Origin of the sequence: Sporosarcina pasadenensis (assembly GCF_047228845.1) — a bacterium.
Lineage (GTDB): Bacteria > Bacillota > Bacilli > Bacillales_A > Planococcaceae > Sporosarcina.
The window spans coordinates 28,182-53,988 of the sequence record NZ_JBFEGM010000015.1 but is presented as its reverse complement, the minus strand read 5'-3'; the positions used below and the strand labels follow the sequence as shown (position 1 = coordinate 53,988).

The following is a 25,807-nucleotide window of genomic DNA, read 5'->3' as shown; positions in this document are numbered from 1 at the left end:
CTAGTACTACTCCCTTCAAACATTTCTTTCGTAGATCAAATGCAGCCCCTTCAACGTAAGGAAATTGTCTACGATATCAATCACATTCGTCTCACTGGCAATCAATTCAGCAAGGCCTCCTGTCGCAATGACAGTCGGCTCCACCTTACTGTGCGCTTTCATCCTTCCAACGATACCTTCCACAAGCCCTACATATCCATAAACGATACCCGCTTGCATCGCGGCTACGGTGTTCTTGCCGATAATATGGTCTGGCCGCGTCAATTCGACACGCGGCAATTTGGATGCCCGATCGAATAACGCCTCCATGGAAATGCCGATTCCAGGGGCAATCGAACCACCCATATACTCACCTTTTTCATTCACATAACAGAATGTCGTCGCTGTACCGAAATCGACGATAATGAGCGGAGAGCCGTAATCATGAATAGCAGCGACCGCATTGACAATACGGTCCGCACCCACTTCGCGAGGATTTTCGTATTTTATATTCAATCCCGTTTTGACGCCCGGTCCGACAATGAGCGGCCGCAAGTTGAAATAATTCCTGCACATTTGCTCAAGCGGAAACATGACCGGCGGAACGACAGAGGAGATGATGATGCCATTGATATCTTCAAAACTTAGGCCTGCATGGGTAAACAGCGCTTTCACGGACATGGCATATTCGTCTTCCGTTCTTTGCCTGTACGTTTCCATGCGCCAGTGGTGCTTCAATTCACCTTTATCATAGACTCCAAGAACGATATTCGTATTTCCTGTATCCAATACTAGAATCATTTTCTTTTCCTCGCTAACATTCGTCATTTTCCAAAACATCATAACAAAAGCGGAAGGTGGCGTCTAGCCAATCAACAGCATGGTTTGATTCGTATAAATTAATACACTCTCCCCAACCGATGCTCGTAACGCTACGCTATTACTCGCAAAAGCCGTTCTTCGTTACGGCTTTAGCTGCCACCTGTAGCTGGATGATACCATATGAAGTGGAAATAAAAACAGCCGACTGCCTTAAAAAAGCAGTCGACTGGAATATCATCCTTTACAGTAGCTCCGTAACGTCAATCTCTTCTATGTTCATCAATCGGAGGAAGGGATTGATCTCCACCATTCTCTTTCGGCAAGTCTCCGATGGAAGGATCTGCAGGTGCGCCTGTCGAATCCGAATGCACAGTGTCTTTTTCAGCATCTGCATCATCCGTTTTCTTTTGTGAGCCATTTCCATTTTTCTCGTATGGACGCTCAGGCAGTGTGCCATGATCTTTCAAGTGATTGATCTGCTCTGCATCCAACGTTTCCACTTCGAGAAGCGTCGTTGCAATCAAGTCGAGCAAGTTTCGGTTCTCCGTCAGGATATTAGTTGTGCGCTCATATTGTTCCTTAATGATGCGCTGCATTTCCTGGTCGATTTCATACGCGATCGATTCGGAATAGTTCTGTTCGGAATTGAAGTCTCTTCCAAGGAAGACATTGCCGCCTTGCGCCTGGCCGAATTGCATCGGTCCGAGCTTTTTGCTCATACCGTATTCGGTCACCATCGAACGTGCAATGCCAGTAGCACGTTGGAAGTCGTTATGGGCACCTGTAGAAACTTCGCCAAGAGCGATTTCTTCCGCTACACGTCCTCCAAGGAGTCCGGCAATTTTATCGAGAAGTTCAGGCTTCGTCATGAAGTAACGGTCCTCTTTCGGCAACATGACCGCATATCCGCCGGCCTGGCCGCGAGGGACGATCGTCACTTTATGGACGATTTCTGCGTCATCCAACATAAGGCCGACAACGACGTGACCCGCCTCGTGGAATGCGACAATGTTTCTTTCCTTTTCAGAAATGACCCGGCTCGTTTTAGCCGGTCCCGCTATGACGCGGTCCGTTGCTTCATCGATATCTGACATGTCGATTTTCGCCTTGCCGCGTCTAGCCGCGACTAATGCAGCTTCATTCAATAAGTTTTCCAAGTCAGCACCCGAGAATCCTGGAGTGCGTTGCGCCAAAGCTTTCATATTGACTGACTCGTCAAGTGGTTTGTTGCGCGCATGCACTTTCAGAACCGCTTCACGGCCTTTAACATCCGGACGGCCGACAGTGATTTGACGGTCGAAACGTCCTGGACGAAGAAGTGCTGGGTCAAGGATATCCGGACGGTTTGTCGCGGCAACGATAATGATTCCTTCGTTTCCATCGAACCCATCCATTTCAACTAATAGCTGGTTAAGCGTCTGTTCACGTTCGTCATGCCCGCCTCCGAGACCAGCGCCCCGTTGACGGCCGACTGCGTCGATTTCATCGATGAAGATAATACACGGCGCATTCTTTTTCGCATTTTCGAACAAGTCGCGGACACGGGATGCCCCGACCCCGACAAACATTTCAACGAAATCCGAACCGGAGATCGAGAAGAACGGAACACCGGCTTCACCGGCAACCGCACGTGCCAAAAGTGTTTTACCTGTACCAGGAGGTCCGACCAAAAGGATTCCTTTTGGAATACGCGCTCCGAGTTCAGCAAATTTACGAGAATCTTTCAAGAAATCCACAACTTCTTCAAGCTCGGCTTTTTCTTCATCCGCACCCGCTACGTCTGTGAATCTGACTTTTTTGCGATCATCGGAATGGAGCTTCGCCTTACTTTTTCCAAAATTCATCACTCGGCCGCCACCGCCGCCTTGTGCTTGATTCAATAGGAAGAAGAATAGGATGATGATGATAATGAATGGAACCAATCCTGTGAAGAAGGCTACCCATGCACTCGTTTCTGGAGCAGGTATGATTTGGATCTGAGGGTTATTCGTTTTACCGGTAGCTTCGATATTGCGAATCACTTCCATAACAGAAGTATCGCTCATCAAAACATTCGTCGTGAATTTTTCTCCCTCTTCATAGCCCTTCATCGTACCTTCAACAGTCAGAACATCACGCACTGGTTGAAACGATAACGTCTCAATATCGCCTTTTTCCAACGATGTATAAAATTCATCATACCGAATCTCTTTCGTTTTCGGATTTGGATTATTTAGTGAACTGAAAATCCCCATAATTGCAAGGAAAATCAATCCGTATAGTAGAAAGTATCGAAGTATACGATTCATCCCAAGCCTCCTCATTTCTTTCAACAGAAAACTACTGTAAATCTTATCATATAACAGATTCAACCTACAAAGGAAATGCCTTTCTTTAAGGTACCGAAAACGAACTGTTTTTCATCCTTAATTATTCATGACTCTAAAGACGAAGATGATAGTATTCCAACTTTAAGCGAATATGGAAAAAGCTTTCCACCGCCCCTTGTAAAGGTTTGTTGAAAAGCTTTCAGAAAGAGTAGATTTCCTTTTTCAATACACCGATATAAGGCAAGTTCCTATATTTTTCTGCGTAATCAAGCCCATAACCGACAACAAACGCATCCGGTACAAGGAATCCGACATAATCCGCTTTCAAGTCCACTTTTCGTCCCGTCGGTTTATCAAGCAACGTTACAATTTTAATGGATTTCGCTTTTCGGTATTTGAAAAGTTCAACTAAATAATTCAATGTCTTACCGCTGTCAATGATGTCTTCGATGATCAAAACGTCCCGGCCTTCCACACTTGCATTCAAGTCCTTGACAATTTTCACTTCGCCGGATGACACCGTCGCATTTCCATAGCTAGATACGTCCATGAAATCCAATTCGATATACGCATCGATCCGTTTAATCAAATCGCTCATGAAAGGCAATGCCCCTTTTAGGACACCAATCGCAAGCGGGAATTTATCCTGGTAATCCTCCGTCAGGACGGCACCAAGTTCCGCAATTTTCTCCTGGATCTGTTCTTCTGTGATAAGCACTTCTTCAATATCGTTTTGCAACATCGAGTTTCCTCTCTTTTCCATTAAGATTTTCACTTAGCTTTCATTTTGAATATGTACTTTTCCCGTTCCGTTTTCCGATTCTTGAACTGGATGCCATATCGCACGCCAGGAATGGCGCAAATTTCACCGTGCGCAGTTGTGACAACCGGCATTTTCCGCCGTTTTTCAGCGCCGATTTTTTCGTCAATGAACAATCTGGACAAACGCTTCGGCCGAGCCATGCCCGGTAGCAATATTCGATCTCCGTCTTTTCTGCCCCTCACGTAAAGCGGCAAGTCTACATCGGGTAAGTCGAAATACATTACTTCCTCAGCTTCCTCGTTGTGTCCGTCAGCAATGTCCCAATACAGCAGCTTATCACCCCAGCTCGTCCATTCGCCTTTTTCCAGCATTTGAATGGGGACGTCTTCGTTGTCCTCATTTTTCACAACCGAAACGATACCGTATTCCCGAACGAACCGGTAGCCTTTCGGAAGATCAATCGTGACATTTCCCGAACTTACAGATAGGTGATGATGCAATTGATTCAAAAGTGCCGTATTGTATTCAACAGGTTTGATTTCCCCGAAGTAAAGATAATTCAATAGTAGTGGAATAAAGCGCTTTTGTAAAGCAGTGTGCATGCTTTTAAACAGATCAGACGGAAAGGTCGGCAACCCGTCTTCAGTGAAGGTCACAATAGAGGCAAAATGCTCTTTCGCCATGCTATTCAATAACATTTCATCCTCCTGAAGCCCAACCGTCATTTTGACGACATTCAATGCTGCCGAAGGATTTTCCGACAAGATGATCGGTGCAACATGTCGGCGGAGCCGATTCCGCAAATAGGCGTCACTTTCATTGCTCGGATCCTCCCTGAATTGTGTGCCATGATTCTTCACATACGTCATAAGCTCTTCCTTCATCGCTGGAAGGAAAGGCCTGATGACGGTGCCGGCATCAATCGTCCTACTCGCAGGAATACCGAGAGGGACGCTTCCCCTGGACAATTGCATGAGCACCGTCTCCAATTGGTCTTCTGCGTGATGGGCGGTTGCCAGCACATCATAGTGCTCCGCACGCATCACCTCGTTGAAAAAGGCATATCTTCCAGTACGGCAGACGTCCTGCACATTTCCGCCTTCCTTAGCTAGAATGGAGGGTACAGGCACATTCCCGCCAAAGAAAGGAATTCCGAGCTCCCTACATAGCTCTTCCACAAACTCGCCGTCATCCGCAGACTCTTGCCCGCGAAGCATATGATCGACATGGACGGCAGCCACCTCAATCCGCAATTTTTCGCCGAGTTTTGCCATGAGTAGCAATAGTGCAACAGAATCCACCCCGCCCGAACAGGCGACAAGAACCCGTTGCCCGGAAGTCACCAATTCCTCTTTATGAATGAAATCAAGGATTTCCTTTTCAAATGCCTGCATTATTCGCCCCTCCACACTGTTGTCTTTTCATCTACCCCCTATTCTACCCCATAACTTTTTCCCGGGAAATAAATCGATTTGTGGGCTTTATTGTCGTCCACTTCGGTAAGACGTGTTCAACTTTCATTACTAAAACGGTTCGGTCATCCGCAACAACACCAAATTTCCTTTCCATCTCGGACATTATACGGTCGGCTAACGGCTCACATGACAAGTGGCCGTACTTTTCCAATATTCCATAGATCGCCTCCTCCTGCTTTTCAATCGTCACCGACCCGTTAAATACGCCGTCCGTCAGCATGACGATAATATCTCCCGATTTCAATTCTTCATTTGTTGCTTCCACCGAAAATGACGGAAGGAATCCGACGGGAACCGATTTGCTGTCAAGTCTAAGGAAGTCTTGTCCACGCTTAATATACGTGCTCATCGAACCCGCCTTCCAAGACCAAAGCCGGCCGTCCTGCAAGTCAATCAAAGCCAAATCGAGCGTCGCATACATGTCGTCAAGGCCATTCAACGACATCATATAATGCAATGTATGCATCGCCGTTTCGGGATCCATTTTTCGATCCAGGCATTCCCGCATGAGACGAATCACTTTTCGACTTTCACGGTATGCATTCATATCATGCCCCATTCCATCTGATAGAAGAACAGCGGTGAGGCCATCATGGATTGGGAACACTTCATAAGCGTCGCCCGCATGGAACGTCCCGCCGCCAGCTGTCGCCACAATCCCATATTCCATTGAAAAACGGACAGCCGAGCAGAACATAATTTGAATATGTGGGAATGGGTCTTGCAGCACGACAGTCTTCTCCACTTTGAACGGCTCGCGATAGACATCCTCCAACAACGGCAATATGAGTCGTTCCGCCACAGTTGTATCCGTCTCGAAATCCGAACGCCTTTCAGGAATTGAAATAACGATCCGATAAGCTCCTTTCTCCTCCGATAAAATATCGATTTGATAGTATTCGATTCCTTGAGACTGCAAATGCTTCCCCAATTCCTCCTCTGCAAGATGGTTAACCGTCAACTCCCCTTTTATATCATTCATGATTTTCTCCAAATGGTTGCTCATATCCCTCAACTGCAACGCAAGCATTTTCCTTCCATGCTGAAGTTGCCCCATGAGAAGGTGGTTGGAAGCCGATTCCTCCAACTCGGAAATCAAACCTGCAGAGCGGATGCACTTATATTTGATCCTTTCCTCGACACGGTGACGTGCCGCTTTCTTCGTCGCGGAATAAGTCCCTTCCCACTCGTAGAGCAGACGAGCCATCCCTCCCCCATTCCCCTCCCAACATTTCGAATATCTAAAACAGGACTGACAAATTGAAGGGATGTTTTGTTCCGCATTGCTGTCATCTGATGAGAAACGATCATTGACAAGATTGGACATGAATTCTGCGAACTGCTGGAAATCGGATAATTGCTCGTCAAGACGATCGGTCAGCCATTGCTGCCGCTTCACAGAAATGTCCTGTTGAGCGCCGGGCGTAATCATCCGGCTAAGCGGCTCCACTTTCTTTGCCGGGACGAAGAAAAATAGAATCGTCGCCAATCCGATCGTCAGAAAATGGGAAGTATCAAGCGGCAATGTGAAATCATATAGCAGAAAAAAAACGGATACCGCAAAGCCGCCTGTGGCAATACCTAATTTTCCGAGCCTGCAAAGAGCGCCTGCAAAGAAGCCTGTCATGCCATACACCGCCATCATCCCGGTAAATGACAGTTCTGCAATTCCCGAAATCGCGGCGATCATCATCGCAATCGTCGTGGAAAATGGGAGACCGCCGGCAAGCGCTGCCAGCAAAATGGTCAAATGAAGAAGCAATCCTGAAATTGAAATCGGACCGACCATGAGATTGCCCATCCCGGTTGTCGCCATGATGCCGACAATACACACAGCCCCGAGGCGTTCCGGCGACCACTGGCCAAAAAAGATGCGCTCCCTATGAGGGAAGGCGACAAACAGGAAAAATGTCATGAATAGTGCCAACACAGCTTCGAAGCCGATCGTCAACTGCACATCGACAGGCGTATGCCCGCTATGCATGATAAACTGCCAAAGAACTTGGACAACAATGATCGACCCTGCAACGGTCAATGGTATGGACTTCCGCATGAGAGGATGCTTACTCACTACATTGAACAATAACAACTGTAATAAATGGATCACTGCTTGTCCTAACCCTAAAAAAGCCCCTCCGGCAATTCCGCCGATGAATACATAAATGAGATGTTTCCTGAATCGCATCTGCGCCAACGCCCAAACCGGCAAGAAAAAAGGCACGGCCGCGTCAAACAAAACTGCTTGCGACAAGAAAAACGTACTTAGTAAAAAGAACGCCGCCATCAATACATACATCTTCCGCTTCCCCACCGTTTCGAACACCTGACGAATCTGCTGGCCTACCGGTCTTTCAAGATTGCCTATCATCTTCATCTCACATTCCCCCTATGTCTACTTGCAACTGAGTATACATAGGCCAAGCCAAAGAATTTGTCTGTTCCTGACAAGTGGATCTAAAAAGATTTCGACTCGTTCCGAAGTCTTTTTCTATTTTTCAACGAAAGGTTGACAGACACCATAAAGCCATGTATTATGGTTATTGTCGTTCAGAACAAATGAACAACATGGCGGCGTAGCTCAGCTGGCTAGAGCGTTCGGTTCATACCCGAAAGGTCGTGGGTTCGACCCCCTCCGCCGCTATATAGAAATGCGTAGGCGGCCTGCTTAGATGCGACAGGCATAAGAAAACCCGGCGTGTGGCGCTTTTTGCCACTTAGCCGGGTTTTCTTATGACCCCGAGCATCTGGCCGCCGAAGCTGGACAATAACTCAAAAAAGCGTCCTGTCAGATGACAGGACGCTTTTTTATGCCGAAAAACGCATAAATCGTTAGATTCACGCATAAAATGAAAAACTCACGCATAACTTCATCCATATACGCATAAACGCCTGCAAATCCGCATAAACTCCCGCAAACGCGCATAAACTCTTCCAATCACGCATAAATTAATAATGTCCTTCTCTCTTTATCGAATCAACTCGATTTATTCCTTATGATGCGAATCATGCCAAACAAAATCCGAGAAATAATTCGTACTCCCCTTGAAGTTCTCATTCTAGCCGACTAACTTCTCCTTTACTCAAGTTAAATTCTCGTTTCCGCACAAAGACTTCTCCTTTATTCCAAGTAAGTTCTCGTTCCGGTCCAATAACTTCTCCTTTATCCCAAATAACTTCTCGTTCTTGCTAAATAAGTTCTCATTCCCATATGCTGAATACAAAAAAAACGATCCAACATCATAAATAGATGTCAGATCGCTTATAAGAGATTCATTTCCACTAATTGAAACAGCCAGCAAGTTACCCTCTTCTTGCGCCACGGCCACCGCGTTTAGATTCTGTTGCTCTTTTCAAAGTTGAAAGGCGTTCTTCACTGTCTTTCATGAATTTAGCCATCTTTTGCTCAAAATTCTCTGGACGTTCATTATGGCTAGGACGGCCACCGCTGTGACGAGGACGTTGAGGGCGTTGAGGACGTTCAGCTTCCGGTTTCGCTTTTCTGATCGATAAACCGATTTTTCCGTCAGTGCCGACATTCATCACTTTCACTTCAACCATATCGCCTACTTTTAGGTGGTCATTGATATCCTTCACATAATTGTCCGCTACTTCACTAATATGGACCAGACCAGTTGAACCGTTCGGCAGTTCGACGAACGCACCGAAGTTTGTGATCCCTGTAACTTTCCCCTGTAACTTGCTGCCTACTTCAATTGACATAAAAAAAATGCTCCTCCTTAAGATTTAAACGGCCACTTTTCAGAAGCCTTTTACCATATGGCGAGTCCTGCAAGTGCAAGATCCTTACTTTCATTATAGCCAACAAAAAAAGAGTGTCAATAAGACTACTCTTTTCCGTCATCTTTTTCGTCTTTTTTCTTCTTATTTTCTGGGACGGTGAAGATGATTTCATTTTTATCAGATAAAAAATATTCTTTCCGTGCAAGCTTGGCAATATAGTCATCGTCATCCAATTTCACAAGCTGTTTTTTAAGAAGTTCTTGCTCTTCCTTCACTTCTTCCAACTTGGCGAGCGTTTCAACTTTTTCCTGTTCTATCTCCTGCAGCGTCTGCTTTTGCTGAATATACATATTCGTCATCCCGCCGAGCACGGCGAAAGCGATCACCGCATAGATGAACAGTTTCTTCTGAAGCCGCTTCTTCTGCTTGTTTCTCCACATTTCTTTTTTGCGCAACGAGCGGATATATTCAGTTTCAATCGATGCAACGGTCTTGGATGATTTCCTTTTCCTTTGCTCCATGTCCTGCACTCCCTCTCATCACTTTACGAAATCCGATAAGTCTAGTAATTATACATCATTTCTCTTCGGATTTAAAGAGAGAGTCAGAGACTTTATAATAAAGATAGATGAATGGAGAAAGAAGAAATCTCACAATCTTGACGAGAAGCTGGAACGTTCGGCTGATGATCTTCGCCACGAGCCTGACGATGAACCAGATCGGCTTGATAATCAACATGTTCAGGATTCTCCCCAAAAATCTGAAAGGCCGGTGGAAAATCGAGGCGTATAAAAGCATGCCGCAAATTTGAGCAACCGGATCATACATCCTCCACGCCCCATCCCGGACGACGAAAAGAACGTAGAACGATGCGCACCCGATTACAATCCATCCGACCACTTCCAAGGGGACCGCGTATTTCCGGATGATCGATTTCTTACCGGTCGCATCCACGCCCGTTCCGATCAAATCCATCAAGACCCCGGCCCCGATGCCTGTCCCAATCATTGCAAGAAGACTAAGAAACTGGACGGAGAGACTCATCCAAACAATTTATGGAGGAAACCGCGTGAACCTGCATCTTCTTCGTCATATTGCATCGTGGTGATCGTGCCTTCCAATGTAAGAAGCCCTTTGTCTACATCCAAATGGACGATGCGCAGCTCCTCCCCGCGAATTACTAATACTCCTTGAGATGTCCTGACAATGAACTCCTCTTGGTCGAACCGATCGATTGTTTTGACAGATGTAAGATCCATTCTTTTTCGATTTCTCATCGTGATGACATGATCCCCTGATGGAATTGCGTATGTTGGATTGTCGGTCTGGATTTGCATACTATTCCTCCTTTGCTTGTACGTTCACTGCCATCTTATGCGCCCCAATAAAAAAACATGACAGGAAAAGTTCCTGTCATACCCTCAATCTTCATCGTCAATAAATTCTGGTTCCACCTTGTCCAGCTTCTCTTCCTTCAAGATTTTATACATCATCGCAGCGTCGTCCTTCTTCGTCGATTCCTTCAGCATCTCGACCTTCGCCGTGACGACTTTTTGACCGAAACGGATAGCGAGCTCGTCGCCCGGTTTGACGACCGACGATGCTTTTGACACCTTACCATTGATCGTTATGCGACCTTGATCGGCCACTTGTTTCGCCAATGTCCGTCTTTTAATCAGACGTGAAACCTTCAAAAACTTATCTATTCTCATTCCTTTTCCCTCCCCTTCGCCAGTTGCCAAAATTCCTCAAGTTCATCAAGCGTATAGGCGGAGAATTCCCCTCTCCCGTTCTTTACGCTTTGCTCGACGAACGAAAAGCGCCGTTTGAATTTCTCATTCGCATGGGCCATTGCTTCCTCGGGTGACAACTTCAAGAACCTCGACAGGTTGACCAATGTAAATAGGACATCCCCCAGCTCATCCGTCTGGCTCTGCTTCGTCCCATTCGCCACTTCCTCTTTGAATTCCTGCCATTCTTCCTCAAATTTATCGAAAGCCCCTGTTATATCCGGCCAATCGAATCCGACCTTCGCCGCTTCCTTTTGATAATTGAATGAAGTGAGCAAGGATGAACTGTGGCGTGCCTGTCCATCCAAGAGCGATTCGGATTGCGGTTTCTCTTCTTTCTTGATTTCCTGCCAATTTTTCAAAACCTCATCCGAATTTTCTACATTACGATTGCCGAACACATGCGGATGGCGGCGGATCATTTTATCGCCAATTGACTGCAAGACATCTTCCATTGCAAAATAGCCGTCGTCCTCACCGATTTGCGCATGCAAGAACACTTGCAAGAGCACGTCGCCCAATTCCTCGATGATGCCTTCATCATCCTCCTGGTCAATCGCTTCGAGCAATTCATGCGCTTCCTCGATTAAATAACGCTTCAACGATTCATGCGTCTGCTCCCGATCCCACGGGCAGCCGTCCGGAGCACGCAACGCCGCGATGATTTCCCGGAACGTCGACCATTCCTTCAAGCGCCCCTCGCGCTCCATAACCGGAGGGACATAGACCGTCGTCAAATTATCAATTTCCGTCTCACGGTCCAACTCGAATAACGGTACAGTACGAAGCTTTTCCAATGAAGAGCCTGCCGCCGTCACGATTCTCACGGGATGGTCATACGGATACTTCTCCATTAGCGAAAGCTTCACTTCAGAAGCGATAAACGCATCATACACTTGGCCGATCAACACATGCTGCGTCATCATCACGTCATCACGCTTCATGTCCGTGCCGTCAAGCAATTGGAATCCTTCAATCGGATCAATCCGAAGCGCTGCAAAAATCGGATCGAGGAAGCTGTTGCCTCCCACGATTTCAAGCACCACTTCACCTGCACGTTCTTTTTCAATCAATAATTGCACTGTGCGCTCTGCGACGAGCGGATGGCCAGGCACGACATACGTAACCGCCTTCTCTTTTGCCAGCGACAATAATTGCTTCGTAATTTCCTCATACACTTGCTCAAATGCATCGTTTTCAATGTAAATATTATCGAAACTCTCTATCGCCATGCCTTCCGCCCTTAATTCCACAATGGCCGGATGCTGGTCCGTCCTTGCAACGACGAACGCAGCTTCTTTCAGCTTTCGGTATGTGCCAAGGGACAGCTGGTCAAGATCCCCGGCACCAAGGCCGATAATCGTAATTGTATTCATCCATTCACCTTCTATTTTTAGTAAGAATCAATTGTACACGTGCTAACCTCTTACCGAACGGCAGCAAATACCATTCCTTCTCCGCCATTATACGCGATTTCATGACAACAAATAAGAAAACGCCCGCCCCTAAACCTACAGCCGTCAGAGCCGTCAATGTTGCCCCCATCCGGGATGAGAGATTGTCGAATAAAATCTGATCCGCCAGAAGCATCCAAGGGAAGATGACTGCCGCCATCGCTAGCGTTGCAAGAAGGAGCGAACCGTAAAAACGAAGTGGGGCAAGCTTCATCGACCACACCGATTTAAAATATATTAGCAGCCCTATCGCAATCACCGCAAATCCGATATTCCCTGCAAGCGCAGCGCCTGTTACGTCAAACAGCGGAACTAATAATTGATTCGCGATTATTTTCACGACGAGGCCGCCTAGAAGGAACAGTGTCGGGATTTTCACTTTGCCGGCTCCTTGCAATATTGCGGTCAACGGCAAAATGAGCGACAGCCAAAAGATTTGAAACGCAAAGATGATCAATGCGACCGAGCCATCCCGTGTTTCAAACAGCATTTCATTCACGTACGGAAGAACGAACGCTAACCCGATTGCAGCCGCCCATCCGAATAAAACGGCCGTCCGGAACGTGAGCTGAATGAACGGCTCTGCACCGCGCCCATCCTTTTTCGCAGCATGATGCGCAATAAGCGGAACAATCGCGAGCGCCAATGTTGAAGCGATCAAAATTCCCATTTGGACGAGCGGCTGCCCTCGATCATAGACGCCCTTCATTTCCATCGCTGCATCCACCATAAAGCCTTTCGTAAGCAAAATATTGTAGATCATAAACGAATCCGCCATTTGGAACAGCAGCAGAATGAGCGAGCTCGCGCTGACGCTCAAACTGACAAACGTCAATTCCTTCACGATACGCCACGTATCCACTTGTATACGCGGCCCTTTATAGGCATTTCTGTAAAACAGGGCAAGTATGACAACGCCTAACGCCTGGCCTATAACAGCGCCCCACATGGCCACTTCGCCGGCTGTGTAAAGGGAAGTTCCTGCGCGCACAGCCACCCACGTACCAATCAGGATGATTGCAACCCGCAACACCTGCTCACCAACATTTGAAACGGCAACAGGCGTCATCTGCCCTTCCGATTGGAATGAACCTTTCAATACCGCTAGCATCGGCATGACAAGCACAATATAAGCACCCGCACGAAGAAGCGAGACGAGTTCAGGATCTCCCATGGCCTGTGCGAAAAACGGAGCAAACGTCATGAGAATGACGAAAAACGAGAAAGACAAGCCAGCTAAATAGAGAAAGGCAACCCGCTTGATCGCCTTCGCTTCTCCGTCGCTTGCGCTGCCTGCGAGCAGCTTCGAGACTGCCACCGCAAAGCCGTATGATGTCCACACGATGAAAATTCCAATGAACGGATACACTTGCTGGTAAATGAAAAAACCTTTATCCCCGACAAGGTTTTGGAACGGAATCCGGTATACCGTCGCCAGTAATTTGACGATAATTGCCGATATCGTCAATATCGATGCACCTTTCATGAATGTTTTCATATTCCAATCCGCTCTCGACATAGCTGCGCCTCTTTCGATGTTTACTGTGTTACTAGTATAGCATTATCGGTAAAATTCGTTCCGCTGAATGGATGAGGAGATCCGGGTAGGGCTCATTCTTTCGCTACAAAGGTCCATTTAGCTCCGGCAAGGTTCCGTTCTTTTGCTGCCAAGGTCCATTTAGCTCGGCAAGGGTGCGTTCTTTCTTGAAGAGTTCTCATTCCCGGGCGAAAACTTCTCATTAATGCTGAAAGAGTTCTCGTTCTCAAGTAAAAGTCCTCATTCATATCAGAAGAGTTCTCATTCCTAAGCGAAGAGTTCTCGTTTATTCAGAATAAGTTCTCGTTACCAGGCGAATAGTTCTCATTCCAAAAAACAGCCACACGCTCCGTGTAACCGAGCATGTGGCTGTTTCATTTCATTTTCCTCAATAAGTACAACAAATAAGGCGTGCCGATCAGCGCTACGATAAGTCCGCTCGGGATGTCTTTCGGCGCAATCAAAATTCGGCCCACAAAATCCGCTGTCACTAAAAGCAAACCGCCCAATAAGCCCGAAACAACGAGCAGCGGCAAGTGGCGGAAACCTACTAATCTACGGGCGATATGAGGAGACACCAATCCGACGAAGCCGATTGTTCCGACAATCGCGACTCCTGCCGTACTGATTGCGACTCCGACGATCAATGCCCAGACACGCGTCGATTTGACGGACAAGCCGAGTCCCGATGCTACGTCATCCCCGAACGTCAACACATCCAAGCTGCGTGTCAAATAGATGGCTGGACCGATGAGCAGAACGAGCAACAATAACGACAGTTGCACATCCTCCCAACCTTTTCCGTACGTACTGCCCGATAACCAGACGAGTGCTGCTGCGACCGCCAATTTCGCCTTCACAACAAACACTTGCGTCGCGGCGGAACCGAATGCCGATATCGCAATACCCATCAAAGCGACGAGCATCGGCTGGAAATTGTTTTTCCAAGCCGTCAGCATAATGATGCCAAGAGCAATTGCTGCTCCTACAACAGCGCCTAGCGGCATATACTGAACAGGGATTGCCGGGATTGCGACCAAAAGCAACATCGCACCTGCGCCCCCCATCGAGGTGACGCCCAACACACTTGCATCCGCCAACGGATTCCGTAAGACGCCTTGCAATAATACCCCGGCAAGCGCTAGCATTACGCCGATGATGAAAGCTGTGAGCACACGCGGCACCCGGAAATTCCAGACGACCGGTTTCATCCACTCGAGCGACCAGGCCATTCCGTTATAAGAAAATGCCAATGCAAAGACAACAACGATCAAAGCGGTGACGATTGAAATGACGACCGGCAGTTTGACCGGCTTCAATGTGCCCCCCATTTGGCGATCACCTTTCGTATGCGACTTCGCCGTCTTCCAAGCCAAATAAAGCAGCCAAGGTCCGCCTGCCAATGCTGTCATCGCACCGACAGGCACTTCCTGACCGGGCTGAATCAACCGACCGAGCACATCCGCCCCGATCATCATCACACTGCCCCATAAGAAGGATTGCAGGAAGATTTGCAAATGGCCACGGACGCCTAGCATCCGGACAATATGCGGAGCCATCAGACCGATAAAGCCGATTGGACCGACGACACTCACCGTCGTTGCTGCAAGCAAAATCGCAGCCGCCCATGCAATCAGTTTGACGAAGCGGACGTTTTGACCAAGTGAAGACGCAACATCCTCACCTAACGACAAAATATCCATCGGCTTCGCAATGCCCAACGCAGCAATGAACAATACGATGATCATCGGGCCCGCAAACGTGACGCCACTCCAATTCAACTGCACAAGCGTACCCGATCCCCATAAAAAGAGGCCGTTCGTCTGATTCTCGAACAACAGCTGCAACGAGCCTGTCATGGAAGCAAACAGCAAGGAGATGATCATTCCCGTCAAGGCGACCCGCACAGGCTCCATCTGCTTCCCCGCCAGAGTGACGACGAGCACGGACGAAAGCACGGCACCTGCAAGCGCAACGAGAAACGGAAAATCGCCGAGCATTGACGGAAAGAAGATCATCGAAAGGACGACAAAGAAATACGCGCCGGCATTAATTCCAAGCGTACTCGCAGACGCCAGCGGGTTATTCGTCAACGTCTGTAAAATGGCACCCGCCACCGCGAGCGCACCGCCCGCTAAAATACCAATTGCCAGACGCGGAAGCCGGAGGGACAGCACGATATCCTGGATGCGCCCCTCCACCCAAACTTCCTTCAATAACTGGGAAACTGTGTAATCAGCTTGGCCTTGCGTCAGATGGATGAAGGATAGAACGACCAACAGGAAAAGACCGATGATCATAACGAACAACGATCTTTTCCCTGAAGCCTTTCCCGCCATTATTTATTAACCATCGTATCGACGATTTGATTCAACAATGTTTCGGCTGACAGCGGACCTCCATACAACCAAGTATCCTCACCAAGGTTAAATAGTCGGTCTTCTTTTACGAAATTCAAGTTTCTCCAAACAGCATTATCTTTCAATTGCTTTTCGTAAACATTGTCTTCTTCCTGTACCGTATACAAATAGTTTGCATCCTCGTACTTCGTCAAACCTTCGACGTTGAATGTGCTCGACCCGAACACTTCAAATTGATCCGGCACATGCACATTTTTCAAGCCGATCTTTTCAAGGATTTGAGAAGCCATTGAATTCGGCGTGAACACCCGGATTTCCGGGGCTTGCGGACCTGTGTAGGCGAGCGTCAAGATGACATCCTTCGTCTTCAAGTCGGCTTTTTCGATTTCAGCTTTCGCTTCCTCATACTTCTTATCTAAGTGCGCCAACACTTTTTCAGCTTCGTCCGTCTTGTCTACAGCCTTCGCAATTTCATTGAAAGTCGTCGTCATTTCCTTGTACAAATCAATGGACTCGTCTTCGGGATACGGATTGAAAATGACTGTCGGAGCGATTTTCTCCAAATCTTTCAGCATTGCATCGTGACGGAAACTGACACCAATGATCAAATCCGGCTCAAGTGCAGCGATCGCTTCCAAGTTCGGCTCTTGCCGTCCGCCGACATCAACGACGTCATCGCTCAATTCCGCGTCGATATTCACCCAGTTATGATATTCCTGAATGTCCGCCATACCAGCAGGCTGCACGCCGAGTGCAAGTAGATCTTCCGCGTACGTCCACTCAAGTACAACAACTTTCTTCGCAGGCTTGTCAAGCGTCACTTCGCCGTTCGTGCCGACGATCGTTACACTGTTCTCGGATGTCTCGCCGCCTGCGCCCTTCTCTTCTGTTTTCTTCGATGAACAACCGGCTATCAAAATCACACTCAGAGCCAGCAATAAAAATGCTTTCATATATCTATTCATGTAGTTCCCTCCACGTTGATAATCATTATCAGTTAGTAGTGTAATCTTTTGGACTGTCATTTGTAAAGTGTTTTCAACAAATCAGTGATTATCATTCTCAATTGGTCGGGAATATGATATGCTTCTTAGTAATCAGTTCATTCCTTTTAGGATAAATGAAACGGAGGCATTCTAGTATGCACCCTACTATAAATACGAAAGATCTTTCCATCGGTTATGAAGATCGTCTTCTTTTCGAGAATTTGAATTTAACGATTCCCCGCGGTGAAATCACCGTCTTTGTCGGCAGCAATGGTTGTGGAAAGTCCACATTGCTACGTTCGATCGCCCGTCTGTTGAAGCCTTCGGACGGCTCCATCTTGCTGGAAGGGAAAGATATTCATTCCATGTCTTCCCGCAGCGTCGCAAAGAAGATGGGCATCCTTCCCCAAGGTCCCGTCTCACCTGAAGGATTGACGGTTCACGACCTCGTTAAACAAGGACGCTATCCTCACCAATCTTGGCTTTCCCGCTGGACGGCGGAAGATACGAAGAAAGTCGAGGCCGCGATGGAAGCAACTAAAATAAGTGACTTACGCGACAAGGCAATCGATACGTTATCGGGCGGCCAGCGCCAGCGTGCGTGGATTGCGATGACACTTGCCCAAGACACGGACGTCATTCTGTTGGATGAGCCTACGACATATCTTGACATGACGCACCAAATCGAAATTTTGGACCTCTTGTTTGAGTTGAATGAACAAAAGGGCCGCACGATCGTCATGGTGCTCCATGACCTGAATCTAGCTTCCCGTTATGCCCATAATATTGTCGCCATTAAAGACGGCGGCGTTTATGCGCAAGGCAGGCCGGAGAATATTATCACTTGCGACCTTGTCCGTGCAGTGTTCGGCATGGAATGCCAAGTGTCGACGGATCCCCTATTCGGGACGCCACACTGTGTTCCATACGGCCGTGGACGCTGCGTCGTCCAGCAAGTAAGGAGCAATACAGGTGCCTAAGCTTAACGACGAGCACATTGCATCGTTAGAACGATTTGGTATCTTTCTGAACAGGCAGTCTGATGCACTCTCGAATGCCCAAGCGATATTGTCGGAAACGGCGAGCACCGAATTGTTTTCGGAAATTCAAACGTTGACCGGTGCGAAAACGGATGCCGTGGCGGCTTCCATCTATATGAGGAGGCACGGTTTCTTCATGGCGGGGCTGTTCCATATGCTCAGCAAATTTGACTTGCTTTTCATCGGCAAGTTAGAGGATGTCTCTTTATTCATCGAAAAGGGTACAATTCAGTTTGCCATTCTTCCTGATTCATTTGAAGACGCTCAAAACAGACACGAAGCGATTCGTTTCATTCTCGAGCAGTACGGACATCCAGTCGTCGAATATATGGGCAAGCGCGCGCATGTTTCCAAGCTGATTCTTTGGGAGAATGTATGGGGCTATGTGCTATGGATGTATTCCATGCTTCTCAACGAAGACTGTCCTGCTGCACAAAGCGACCTTGATTTCTTATTGGAAGATGAAACGTGGAAGCCGCAAATGAGACGCTCGCCCTTTAAACAGTATTTGCAGAATGAAGAGGCACTTGCAGCCATGTCAAATTACAAACGAACGACTTGCTGTCTATTAAAGGAACTGCCTGATACGGAGAAATGTCCGTATTGCCCGTTAAATAGAACATGAAAACAGCCTACCCGCACCGATGCTTACCGGTACGTGCAGACTGTTTTTTTTATTGTTTCTCATCATGAATACCTATGCAGGAGTGCTCATCTTCCAACTGTAAAAACACCTTTGTGAACTGTTTGAAATCGTCTATATGTTTATTTAAAATAGATTCTAAAATATCGATATCTAATACTTGATAGCCATTTACAGCAATGTTGCTGAGGCCAAGCATATTCAATAATGTTCCCGCAAGATTTGCTTCAATCTAACCCGCTTCGTGTAAAAGCTTAAATGCTTCAAGACTCGTTTTTAGAACTCCAAGTTTACGCTAACTTACTGCATGTATAGCCAAGTCAATAAAACATCCACCAAGTTCCACTTCTCGCACGCCTATTAAGGCAAGCTCATTCCCACACTTTCAATCTATCTCTGTCTGAAATAGATTATCCGTGAAGATTGGGGAATTTTAAACCGTTATTATCGGGGGCTTTAACAAGGACCTAAATTCTATCAATTCAACTGTAACCTGTATTTTAGTTGCAGACATATTTGTTAGTTTTAATTGTCTAAATCGTTATCGAGAAATGATTTCCTTGGTTCTTCAGCCTTTTTCACATTATACTTTACCTCTTTTTCTCTCATAAGCAATAAAATAACTCCTAAAACAACAGCAATAATGCTAAAGATAATTAATGAATAACCCACTGCTGATTGCTCACCATAATTCACTTTAGCTATTGAGACTGATATCACATTTGCACTATAAAGTATTGCAGATATCAAGATAAAAATAACTCCCGAAAAAGTTTTCATCATAATTTTCTCTCCACCTTTAATCCACTTTTATAAAATTCAATTACCCTACTTTTTTCTTATATTACATTGGCAAATAGTTATCCTAACATCCTTCCAAACTCCAAAGATTTTTTCTATACACACATTACAGTGATTGTTTTGTGCAACTATATGAACATTGGAAAGACCGTTAGCATTATACAATCATTATATCGTATGAGCTTGAATAGATATAAAAAAACGACCTAGCACCGAAATCTAGGTCGTCTTTTATGTCTCTCTGTGTTTCAGTTTCTATCAATCAATATTTTGTTTGAGCATGTGTAGTAATAGTATCAAAACTCGTACTAGTTACACCTGCCCAACTAATTGCAGGTCCACCATAAGAAAGACTATATGAATAACTAGAGCTAACAGTTGTTTTTGCATGAGAATAGTTTCCATATGCATTAATATAAACTGGAACTACAGATGAATTTTTTGCAATTTTATAATACATGTAACCCTCTAAGTCAACAACTCTTGAAGTGGATGTATTATCTTTCAAATTCATTTTTACACCGTAGCCAGCACCTTGTTTATTCCATGCATTACTTGCTGAAGTATATGTTGCATTCCCCCCATATAGTCCACCTTGCATTGGATGTGTAGTTGTCCAAAGTTGTTGGCCATGTTGGGTTCCTGCTAAAGGAGAAAATGTTGAGTCTATGGAAATACTTAGTGTATCGTAACTTCTTGTAACAGGTATTATATCCCACACAAACTTGTTGTGAACTCTTATGTCTCCGCTAATTCTTTGAATCGATGTAGTAAGTCTTCTATAGCTTGTTTGAGCTGATCCTGTACTAAAAGGTTTGATACTACTCTTTGCAGCTTCTACTCTTTTAAAATATTCTTCTTCACTCAATTCAGTTGAAATGTAATTGGAATTCTCTTCACTTGTTTTCAAGCTGAAAAGTTGAGGTCCTGGAACACCTTCACTGATCTCATAATACTTTGTAGTTTCAGTTTTTGATTCTAATACAAGATCTTTGTTTTCGTCAAAAATCTCTTTATCCATCTGATCGATTGCCAAGTCAGTAAAACCTAAATCTTTAAGATTCTCATATTGTTCTTCTGTAATCTTTATCCCATTAGAGTTAGTTATTTTGTTTTCGGCTGCACTAACAGGATTTTGAAGCATAAAAAAGATAAAAATGGTAAAAAGAGAAATTGTATAACTTATTATCTTCTTCATTTTTTCCCCTCCACTGTATTTATTCTTGGTGTCCATGTAACGCTAACATAGTTCTTCTTGCTATTTAATAGATTTTTCAAAAACGGGTAATAGCTACTAGTAAAATTATGAATAATACTCAATAAATAGATATACCCTTTATCACTATTCTTTCTTTTTCAGTAATTTATAAATAAAAAGAACTACTTTTTTAAAAAAACTACATATTTTCATTGTTCTTTCAACCATTATATTTCGTGAGCGTTTTATGACATTTAGAAACATTTTATAGGTAATCCTCTACCTAATTTGTCATTTCAAGAGGCAATTATCGCTTATTTTAATCGTTAATTTGCACAACCAAATTTAAAACCCATCCCACAGCTTGTATAAGTGCTTTCATTATTTAGAAAGGCCATGCACAATAGCATTTCGAAGAAGTGCAATTTACCAACTAAAGTGCAACCTAAATGCCTTTAAATGCTTTTCTTAATTGAATAAATCTTGTTCCATCATAAGAATGAATATTAACGCACATATTCCTACTAACGGGCGACGGCTTCGTTATTATATCTCTCATGCTCATCTATCTAGTTTTCATCGGGATGATCAATGGCTTGGCAAATGACAGGAAGGCCGCCGTTTTATAAAAAAATTGAATTCACGCGAAAAAACAGCCAGCACGCACCAATCTTTCCGGTACATGCAGGCTGTTTTTCATTGTTCCATTTGTTTCGCCAAAAAATGTGCTGCAGTTTCTGCTGCTTTTTGTTCGGCTTCTCCGATGAAATGGACTTTCGATAGCAAATAAACTGCGCCGATTGTGTCTCCGCCCGCTACGATCGGGGCGATGCAGTAGGATTTTACTTGCTCGACTTGTCCAGGCACCCATTCCACTGCCTTTTCAAGCTTTTCCGTGACGATGGTGCGGCCCTTTAAAATCTCCTCCACGTCCGGAGCCAATTGGCGGTTCAAATAATCTTTTTTCGATAATCCGGATACGGCGATCATTTCATCCCTGTCACTGATCAGGGCGGGTGTTCCGAGGGTTTCATATAGTGTTTCTGCGTACTCTTTCGCAAATTGACCGAGCTCGGAAATAGGGGAATACTTCTTTAAAATAACCTCGCCATCCCTGTCGGTAAAGATTTCAAGCGGGTCCCCTTCGCGTATGCGGAGCGTCCGTCTGATCTCTTTCGGGATGACCACCCTCCCCAGATCATCAATTCTGCGCACGATTCCTGTTGCTTTCATGCATGATGCCTCACTTTCCAAAAATTAAAACCGTTTTCCGTTCGGACATAGTATGCATCATGCTTGGACATTTTATGCAACAGTTCCTTTAGACGGAATCTGCCGATGAGGGCTCTTTAATTGCCGATTGTAAAATTTTCATCATCTCTTCAAGGACGTCAAATTCCGTCATTTTACCTGTATGGCGCTCATCCACCGTGATGATCAGCCTGCCGTCCTCCATCGTAAACCCGACCGCACGGCCATATGCCATTGAGTCTGCAACAATCTTAGCCCCATCCGTCTTCGCCGTTCCTTCTTCAGTTAGACGTATTTCGATGATAGAACGTTGTTTTTTGATTGATTCGACGCCTGCTATGCGTCCCCATGCTTTGATTCTTCCGACGCGCAGCAACAAGTCTGCCTCTAACGGCAAGTCGCCGAAGCGGTCTGTCATCTCGTCGACAAGCTCGGAATAATCTTCTTCATTTTCAATCGCTTTTACCCGTTTATACATTTGGATCTTCTGGAATCCGTCTTTAATATACGAATCCGGCAAATACGCATTGACCGGCAATGAAATCTCGACATCCAGAATTTCCGATTTCACTATGCCCGTCTGCTTCTCTTCAATCGCTTCCTGTAGCATTTGCGAATAGAGATCGAAGCCGACAGAGTCGATGAAGCCGTGCTGCTGAGAGCCAAGCAAGTTCCCCGCGCCGCGAATCGACAAGTCCCGCATCGCAATTTTGAATCCGGATCCGAGCTCCGTGAATTCCTTGATTGCCTGGAGCCGGTTTTCCGCCACCTCCGTCAGCACTTTGTCCCGCTGATAGAGGAAATAGCCGTACGCGACACGGTTCGACCGTCCGACACGGCCGCGCAGCTGATACAGCTGGGATAAGCCCATGCGATCTGCGTCATGGACGATGAGCGTGTTAACGTTCGGGATATCGATTCCCGTCTCGATGATTGTCGTCGTGACAAGGACATCGTATTCGCCTTCTAGGAAGCTCAAAATTACCGATTCAAGCGTTGACTCGCTCATTTGCCCGTGTGCAAAAGCGACCCGTGCCTCCGGGACGAGCTGTTTGATTTCATCGACTTTGCGCGTCATGTCTTCGACGCGGTTGTATAAATAGAACACTTGACCACCGCGTCCCAGTTCCCGCTCTATCGCTTCCCGGACTAGTGCGAAGTTGTGCTCCATGACATATGTCTGGACCGGGAAACGGTTCGCTGGAGGCGTTTCGATGACGGATAGGTCTCGAACACCAAGCATCGACATATGCAACGTCCGCGGTATCGGCGTCGCCGTCAATGTAAGGACGTCTACATTCGTTTTCAGCTGTTTCAGCTTTTCCTTGTGCGATACGCCGAAACGCTGCTCTTCGTCGACGATGAGCAGGCCTAGATCTTTATACACGACGTCCTTGGATAGGAGGCGATGGGTGCCGACGACGACATCGATCGTACCGGCCTTCAACCCTTTCAATGTTTCCGTCTGCTCTTTTCGTGTACGGAACCGGTTCAATAGTGATACTTCCACCGGAAAGCCGGAGAACCGCTCCTTCATCGTCTCGTAATGCTGCTGGGCAAGGATTGTCGTTGGGACAAGGAAAGCGACTTGCTTGCCATCAGCGACCGCCTTGAACGCAGCCCGGATCGCCACTTCCGTTTTTCCGTACCCGACGTCGCCGCAAAGCAGCCGATCCATCGGACGCTCTTTCTCCATATCTCGTTTCACTTCTGCGATGGAACGCAGCTGGTCTTCAGTCTCGTCGTATGGGAATGCATTTTCAAATGAACGCATTAGATCATCATCTTCCGAGAACGCATACCCTTTTTCGGCTTCGCGCTTTGCATAAAGTTTGATCAGATCATCCGCAATGTCTTTGACAGCGGATGACACTTTGCTCTTCGTCTTTTTCCATTCAGCTCCGCCGAGTTTATGGAGTTTCGGCTCCTTTTCTCCGGAAGCAACATATTTCTGAATCAAATCGATTTGATCCGCCGGGACGAAAAGTTTGTCCTCCCCACGATAGCGGATATCGAGGTAATCTTTATTGATGCCGTTCACTTCGAGCGTCACGACGCCATAATATTTACCGATTCCATGGTGGACGTGTACAATATGGTCCCCAGGCTTGATTTCCGAATAGCTTTTGATGCGCTCTGCGTTCGTCATTTTTTGCGGACGGGCTTTCCGCTTCGGTTTCCCTTTGAACAACTCCGCGTCTGTTATAACCGCAATACGGTGGAACGGTAATTCGAATCCTGCTGACAAGTCTCCTTCTATAATGGAGATCGTTCCTGCACCAGTCGTCTTGCCGTTTAAAGCCGCGTCCATCTCATAGTCTCTTAAAATCGATTGGACTTTCTTCATCCGTTCTTCTCCATCGGCAACGATGAAGATATTGTATTTCCCTTGCTGCCAACGTTCCATTTCGTTTTTCAACAAATTCATTTGCCCATGGAATTCCTGCATCGGTTTGCAAGAGAACGAGACGGTTTTCTTTAAAGTAATTCCCGGCACAGCCCGGACGAACAATGATAAATATGACTTTTGCTGATCGAGCATTTTGTGCATTTCTTCGAATGAAAATGAAATTTTCGCGTCATGGACGATCTTACCTTCCTCAAGAAGCGTCAGAAACCATTCCTTCTCTTCACTTTCAAGAGAGGAAGACACTTCTAGGATCCGTCCGATTTCATCGAATAGTACAATGCCATCTTCCGGAAAATAATCACCTAGATAGGATGGAACACGGTCCGAAAACGATACATGCTTCATCATCCCTTCCGGAGTGATTCCATCCCGTAAAAGGCCGATATCCCGGGTGATGTTCATCGTAAGCGATTCTTTCGCCTCTTCATTTTTCATCCGCTTCAAACTTGCGCGAAGGGCGTCTTCCAAGTTCGAGGCGATTTGTGACAATTCTGTTGCGTCCCACACATATTCTGTCGCGGGAAGAATCGTCACTTCTGTCAGTTTGTCTGTCGAGCGCTGATCTTCCGCAGAAAAAGCCCGAATGGAGTCGACATCGGTGTCGAACAGCTCAATCCGGATCGGGTTTTCCATATTCAATGGATACACGTCCAAAATACCGCCTCGAAGAGCGAAATCGCCTGGCGCGGTTACCATGTCCTGTCTTCCATAGCCCATTTCCACAAGTTTCCGCGTCCAGTCGTCCACGTCAATGCTGTCATCCAGATGGACAGACAAGGAATTATCGAGCCATTTCTCTTTCGGAGGAAGGAGTTTCTTCATTCCCGCTACAGGCGTAATATAGATTCCCTTGCCGACGCGCGCCATATGGTCGAGAGTATCAATCCTGTTCGCGCGCAGTTCATAACTGGACACAGAAAAATCGGCAGCGATCAATTCCTCTGCCGGGTACAAATGAACGAGTGAATCGCCGAGCATCTTCACAAGATCTTCGTATGTACGTTGTGCTTGCAGCATGTTGGGAGTGATAATCAGGATCGGCTTTTCTGCTGACTGCTGGACAGTCTTAAAAAAGACGGCCTTTGCGCCACCCGAGAGGCCCGCCAGCAATTGACGGTCCTGTCCTGTTTTCAACCCCTCAACTACTTTATTAATCTCTTTGTCTTGTAGAAATAAATCTATGAGCGCATCCAATGATCATTTTCCTCGCTTTGCAGTAGATAAAATTAAGTGAAAAAAGCTTTGCGC

Annotated in this window: 21 protein-coding genes and 1 tRNA gene; 3 read left to right on the top strand and 19 right to left on the bottom strand. The window is 46.3% G+C overall.

From position 1 onward, the window contains the following. Positions 1 to 15: 15 nt before the first annotated feature. The 5 genes from AB1K89_RS16380 to AB1K89_RS16360 all read right to left on the bottom strand — a co-directional run bounded on the left by AB1K89_RS16380 (position 16) and on the right by AB1K89_RS16360 (position 7,722). Positions 16 to 780: a type III pantothenate kinase gene (locus AB1K89_RS16380; protein WP_413055784.1), complete on the bottom strand. Its 765-nt coding sequence runs from the start codon at positions 778 to 780 to the stop codon at positions 16 to 18. Between the two features lie 281 nt (positions 781 to 1,061). Next, positions 1,062 to 3,089 (bottom strand): ATP-dependent zinc metalloprotease FtsH, encoded by a 2,028-nt coding sequence (gene ftsH / locus AB1K89_RS16375; RefSeq protein WP_413055771.1) that lies wholly within the window; start codon positions 3,087 to 3,089, stop codon positions 1,062 to 1,064. A gap of 220 nt (positions 3,090 to 3,309) precedes the next feature. After that, on the bottom strand, positions 3,310 to 3,852 hold the full coding sequence (gene hpt, locus AB1K89_RS16370; protein ID WP_413055770.1) for a hypoxanthine phosphoribosyltransferase: 543 nt from the start codon (positions 3,850 to 3,852) through the stop codon (positions 3,310 to 3,312). Positions 3,853 to 3,881: 29 nt separating this feature from the next. Beyond that, entirely contained in the window at positions 3,882 to 5,267 is a 1,386-nt protein-coding gene (tilS, locus tag AB1K89_RS16365) for a tRNA lysidine(34) synthetase TilS (protein WP_413055769.1), read from the bottom strand. 43 nt (positions 5,268 to 5,310) lie between these two features. Continuing rightward, entirely contained in the window at positions 5,311 to 7,722 is a 2,412-nt protein-coding gene (locus AB1K89_RS16360; protein ID WP_413055768.1) for a SpoIIE family protein phosphatase, read from the bottom strand. A 193-nt stretch (positions 7,723 to 7,915) separates the two neighbouring features. Here AB1K89_RS16360 and AB1K89_RS16355 point away from each other — a divergent pair. Further along, positions 7,916 to 7,989: transfer RNA gene (locus tag AB1K89_RS16355), tRNA-Met, on the top strand. Between the two features lie 659 nt (positions 7,990 to 8,648). Here the strand turns inward: AB1K89_RS16355 and AB1K89_RS16350 are convergent. The 9 genes from AB1K89_RS16350 to AB1K89_RS16310 form a co-directional block, all read right to left on the bottom strand. Then, on the bottom strand, positions 8,649 to 9,068 hold the full coding sequence (locus tag AB1K89_RS16350) for a S1 domain-containing RNA-binding protein (RefSeq protein WP_060204384.1): 420 nt from the start codon (positions 9,066 to 9,068) through the stop codon (positions 8,649 to 8,651). A 125-nt stretch (positions 9,069 to 9,193) separates the two neighbouring features. After that, positions 9,194 to 9,610 carry an FtsB family cell division protein gene (locus AB1K89_RS16345; protein WP_413055767.1) on the bottom strand — a complete coding sequence of 139 codons (417 nt, stop codon included), beginning with the start codon at positions 9,608 to 9,610 and terminating at the stop codon, positions 9,194 to 9,196. Between the two features lie 55 nt (positions 9,611 to 9,665). Beyond that, positions 9,666 to 10,133 carry a spore cortex biosynthesis protein YabQ gene (gene yabQ, locus AB1K89_RS16340; RefSeq protein WP_413055766.1) on the bottom strand — a complete coding sequence of 156 codons (468 nt, stop codon included), beginning with the start codon at positions 10,131 to 10,133 and terminating at the stop codon, positions 9,666 to 9,668. Next, on the bottom strand, positions 10,130 to 10,426 hold the full coding sequence (yabP, locus tag AB1K89_RS16335) for a sporulation protein YabP (RefSeq protein ID WP_252505040.1): 297 nt from the start codon (positions 10,424 to 10,426) through the stop codon (positions 10,130 to 10,132). Before yabP ends, yabQ begins: the two co-directional genes overlap by 4 nt. Positions 10,427 to 10,510: 84 nt before the next feature. Next, complete coding sequence (locus tag AB1K89_RS16330) at positions 10,511 to 10,801, bottom strand: RNA-binding S4 domain-containing protein (protein WP_413055765.1); 291 nt, start codon at positions 10,799 to 10,801, stop codon at positions 10,511 to 10,513. Further along, the gene (gene yabN / locus AB1K89_RS16325) at positions 10,798 to 12,255 is read right to left on the bottom strand and encodes a bifunctional methyltransferase/pyrophosphohydrolase YabN (RefSeq protein ID WP_413055764.1); all 1,458 of its coding nucleotides are present in this window, start codon (positions 12,253 to 12,255) and stop codon (positions 10,798 to 10,800) included. The genes AB1K89_RS16330 and yabN overlap by 4 nt, the downstream gene beginning before the upstream one ends. A 4-nt stretch (positions 12,256 to 12,259) precedes the next feature. After that, positions 12,260 to 13,852 carry a putative polysaccharide biosynthesis protein gene (locus AB1K89_RS16320; RefSeq protein WP_413055763.1) on the bottom strand — a complete coding sequence of 531 codons (1,593 nt, stop codon included), beginning with the start codon at positions 13,850 to 13,852 and terminating at the stop codon, positions 12,260 to 12,262. Between the two features lie 392 nt (positions 13,853 to 14,244). Beyond that, on the bottom strand, positions 14,245 to 16,170 hold the full coding sequence (locus AB1K89_RS16315; RefSeq protein WP_413055783.1) for an iron ABC transporter permease: 1,926 nt from the start codon (positions 16,168 to 16,170) through the stop codon (positions 14,245 to 14,247). Positions 16,171 to 16,208: 38 nt separating this feature from the next. Then, a complete protein-coding gene (locus tag AB1K89_RS16310; RefSeq protein ID WP_413055762.1) occupies positions 16,209 to 17,195 on the bottom strand; it encodes an ABC transporter substrate-binding protein in 987 nt (328 codons plus the stop codon). A gap of 176 nt (positions 17,196 to 17,371) precedes the next feature. Between AB1K89_RS16310 and AB1K89_RS16305 the strand changes: the two genes are divergently transcribed. Together AB1K89_RS16305 and AB1K89_RS16300 are read left to right on the top strand one after the other, a co-directional pair. Continuing rightward, positions 17,372 to 18,196: an ABC transporter ATP-binding protein gene (locus AB1K89_RS16305; protein ID WP_413055761.1), complete on the top strand. Its 825-nt coding sequence runs from the start codon at positions 17,372 to 17,374 to the stop codon at positions 18,194 to 18,196. After that, positions 18,189 to 18,881, top strand: a complete 693-nt coding sequence (locus AB1K89_RS16300; protein WP_413055760.1) for a hypothetical protein — start codon at positions 18,189 to 18,191, stop codon at positions 18,879 to 18,881. The genes AB1K89_RS16305 and AB1K89_RS16300 overlap by 8 nt, the downstream gene beginning before the upstream one ends. A gap of 49 nt (positions 18,882 to 18,930) precedes the next feature. On the opposite strand, the gene AB1K89_RS16295 is transcribed toward AB1K89_RS16300, so the two are convergent. From AB1K89_RS16295 to mfd, 5 genes are all read right to left on the bottom strand, one after another. Then, entirely contained in the window at positions 18,931 to 19,131 is a 201-nt protein-coding gene (locus AB1K89_RS16295; protein WP_413055782.1) for a HepT-like ribonuclease domain-containing protein, read from the bottom strand. Between the two features lie 293 nt (positions 19,132 to 19,424). After that, complete coding sequence (locus AB1K89_RS16290; protein WP_413055759.1) at positions 19,425 to 19,682, bottom strand: hypothetical protein; 258 nt, start codon at positions 19,680 to 19,682, stop codon at positions 19,425 to 19,427. Between the two features lie 280 nt (positions 19,683 to 19,962). After that, positions 19,963 to 20,898, bottom strand: a complete 936-nt coding sequence (locus AB1K89_RS16285) for a hypothetical protein (protein WP_413055758.1) — start codon at positions 20,896 to 20,898, stop codon at positions 19,963 to 19,965. Between the two features lie 696 nt (positions 20,899 to 21,594). Then, entirely contained in the window at positions 21,595 to 22,131 is a 537-nt protein-coding gene (gene spoVT / locus AB1K89_RS16280; protein ID WP_413055757.1) for a stage V sporulation protein T, read from the bottom strand. 88 nt (positions 22,132 to 22,219) lie between these two features. After that, on the bottom strand, positions 22,220 to 25,753 hold the full coding sequence (mfd, locus tag AB1K89_RS16275) for a transcription-repair coupling factor (protein WP_413055756.1): 3,534 nt from the start codon (positions 25,751 to 25,753) through the stop codon (positions 22,220 to 22,222). Positions 25,754 to 25,807: the final 54 nt, after the last annotated feature.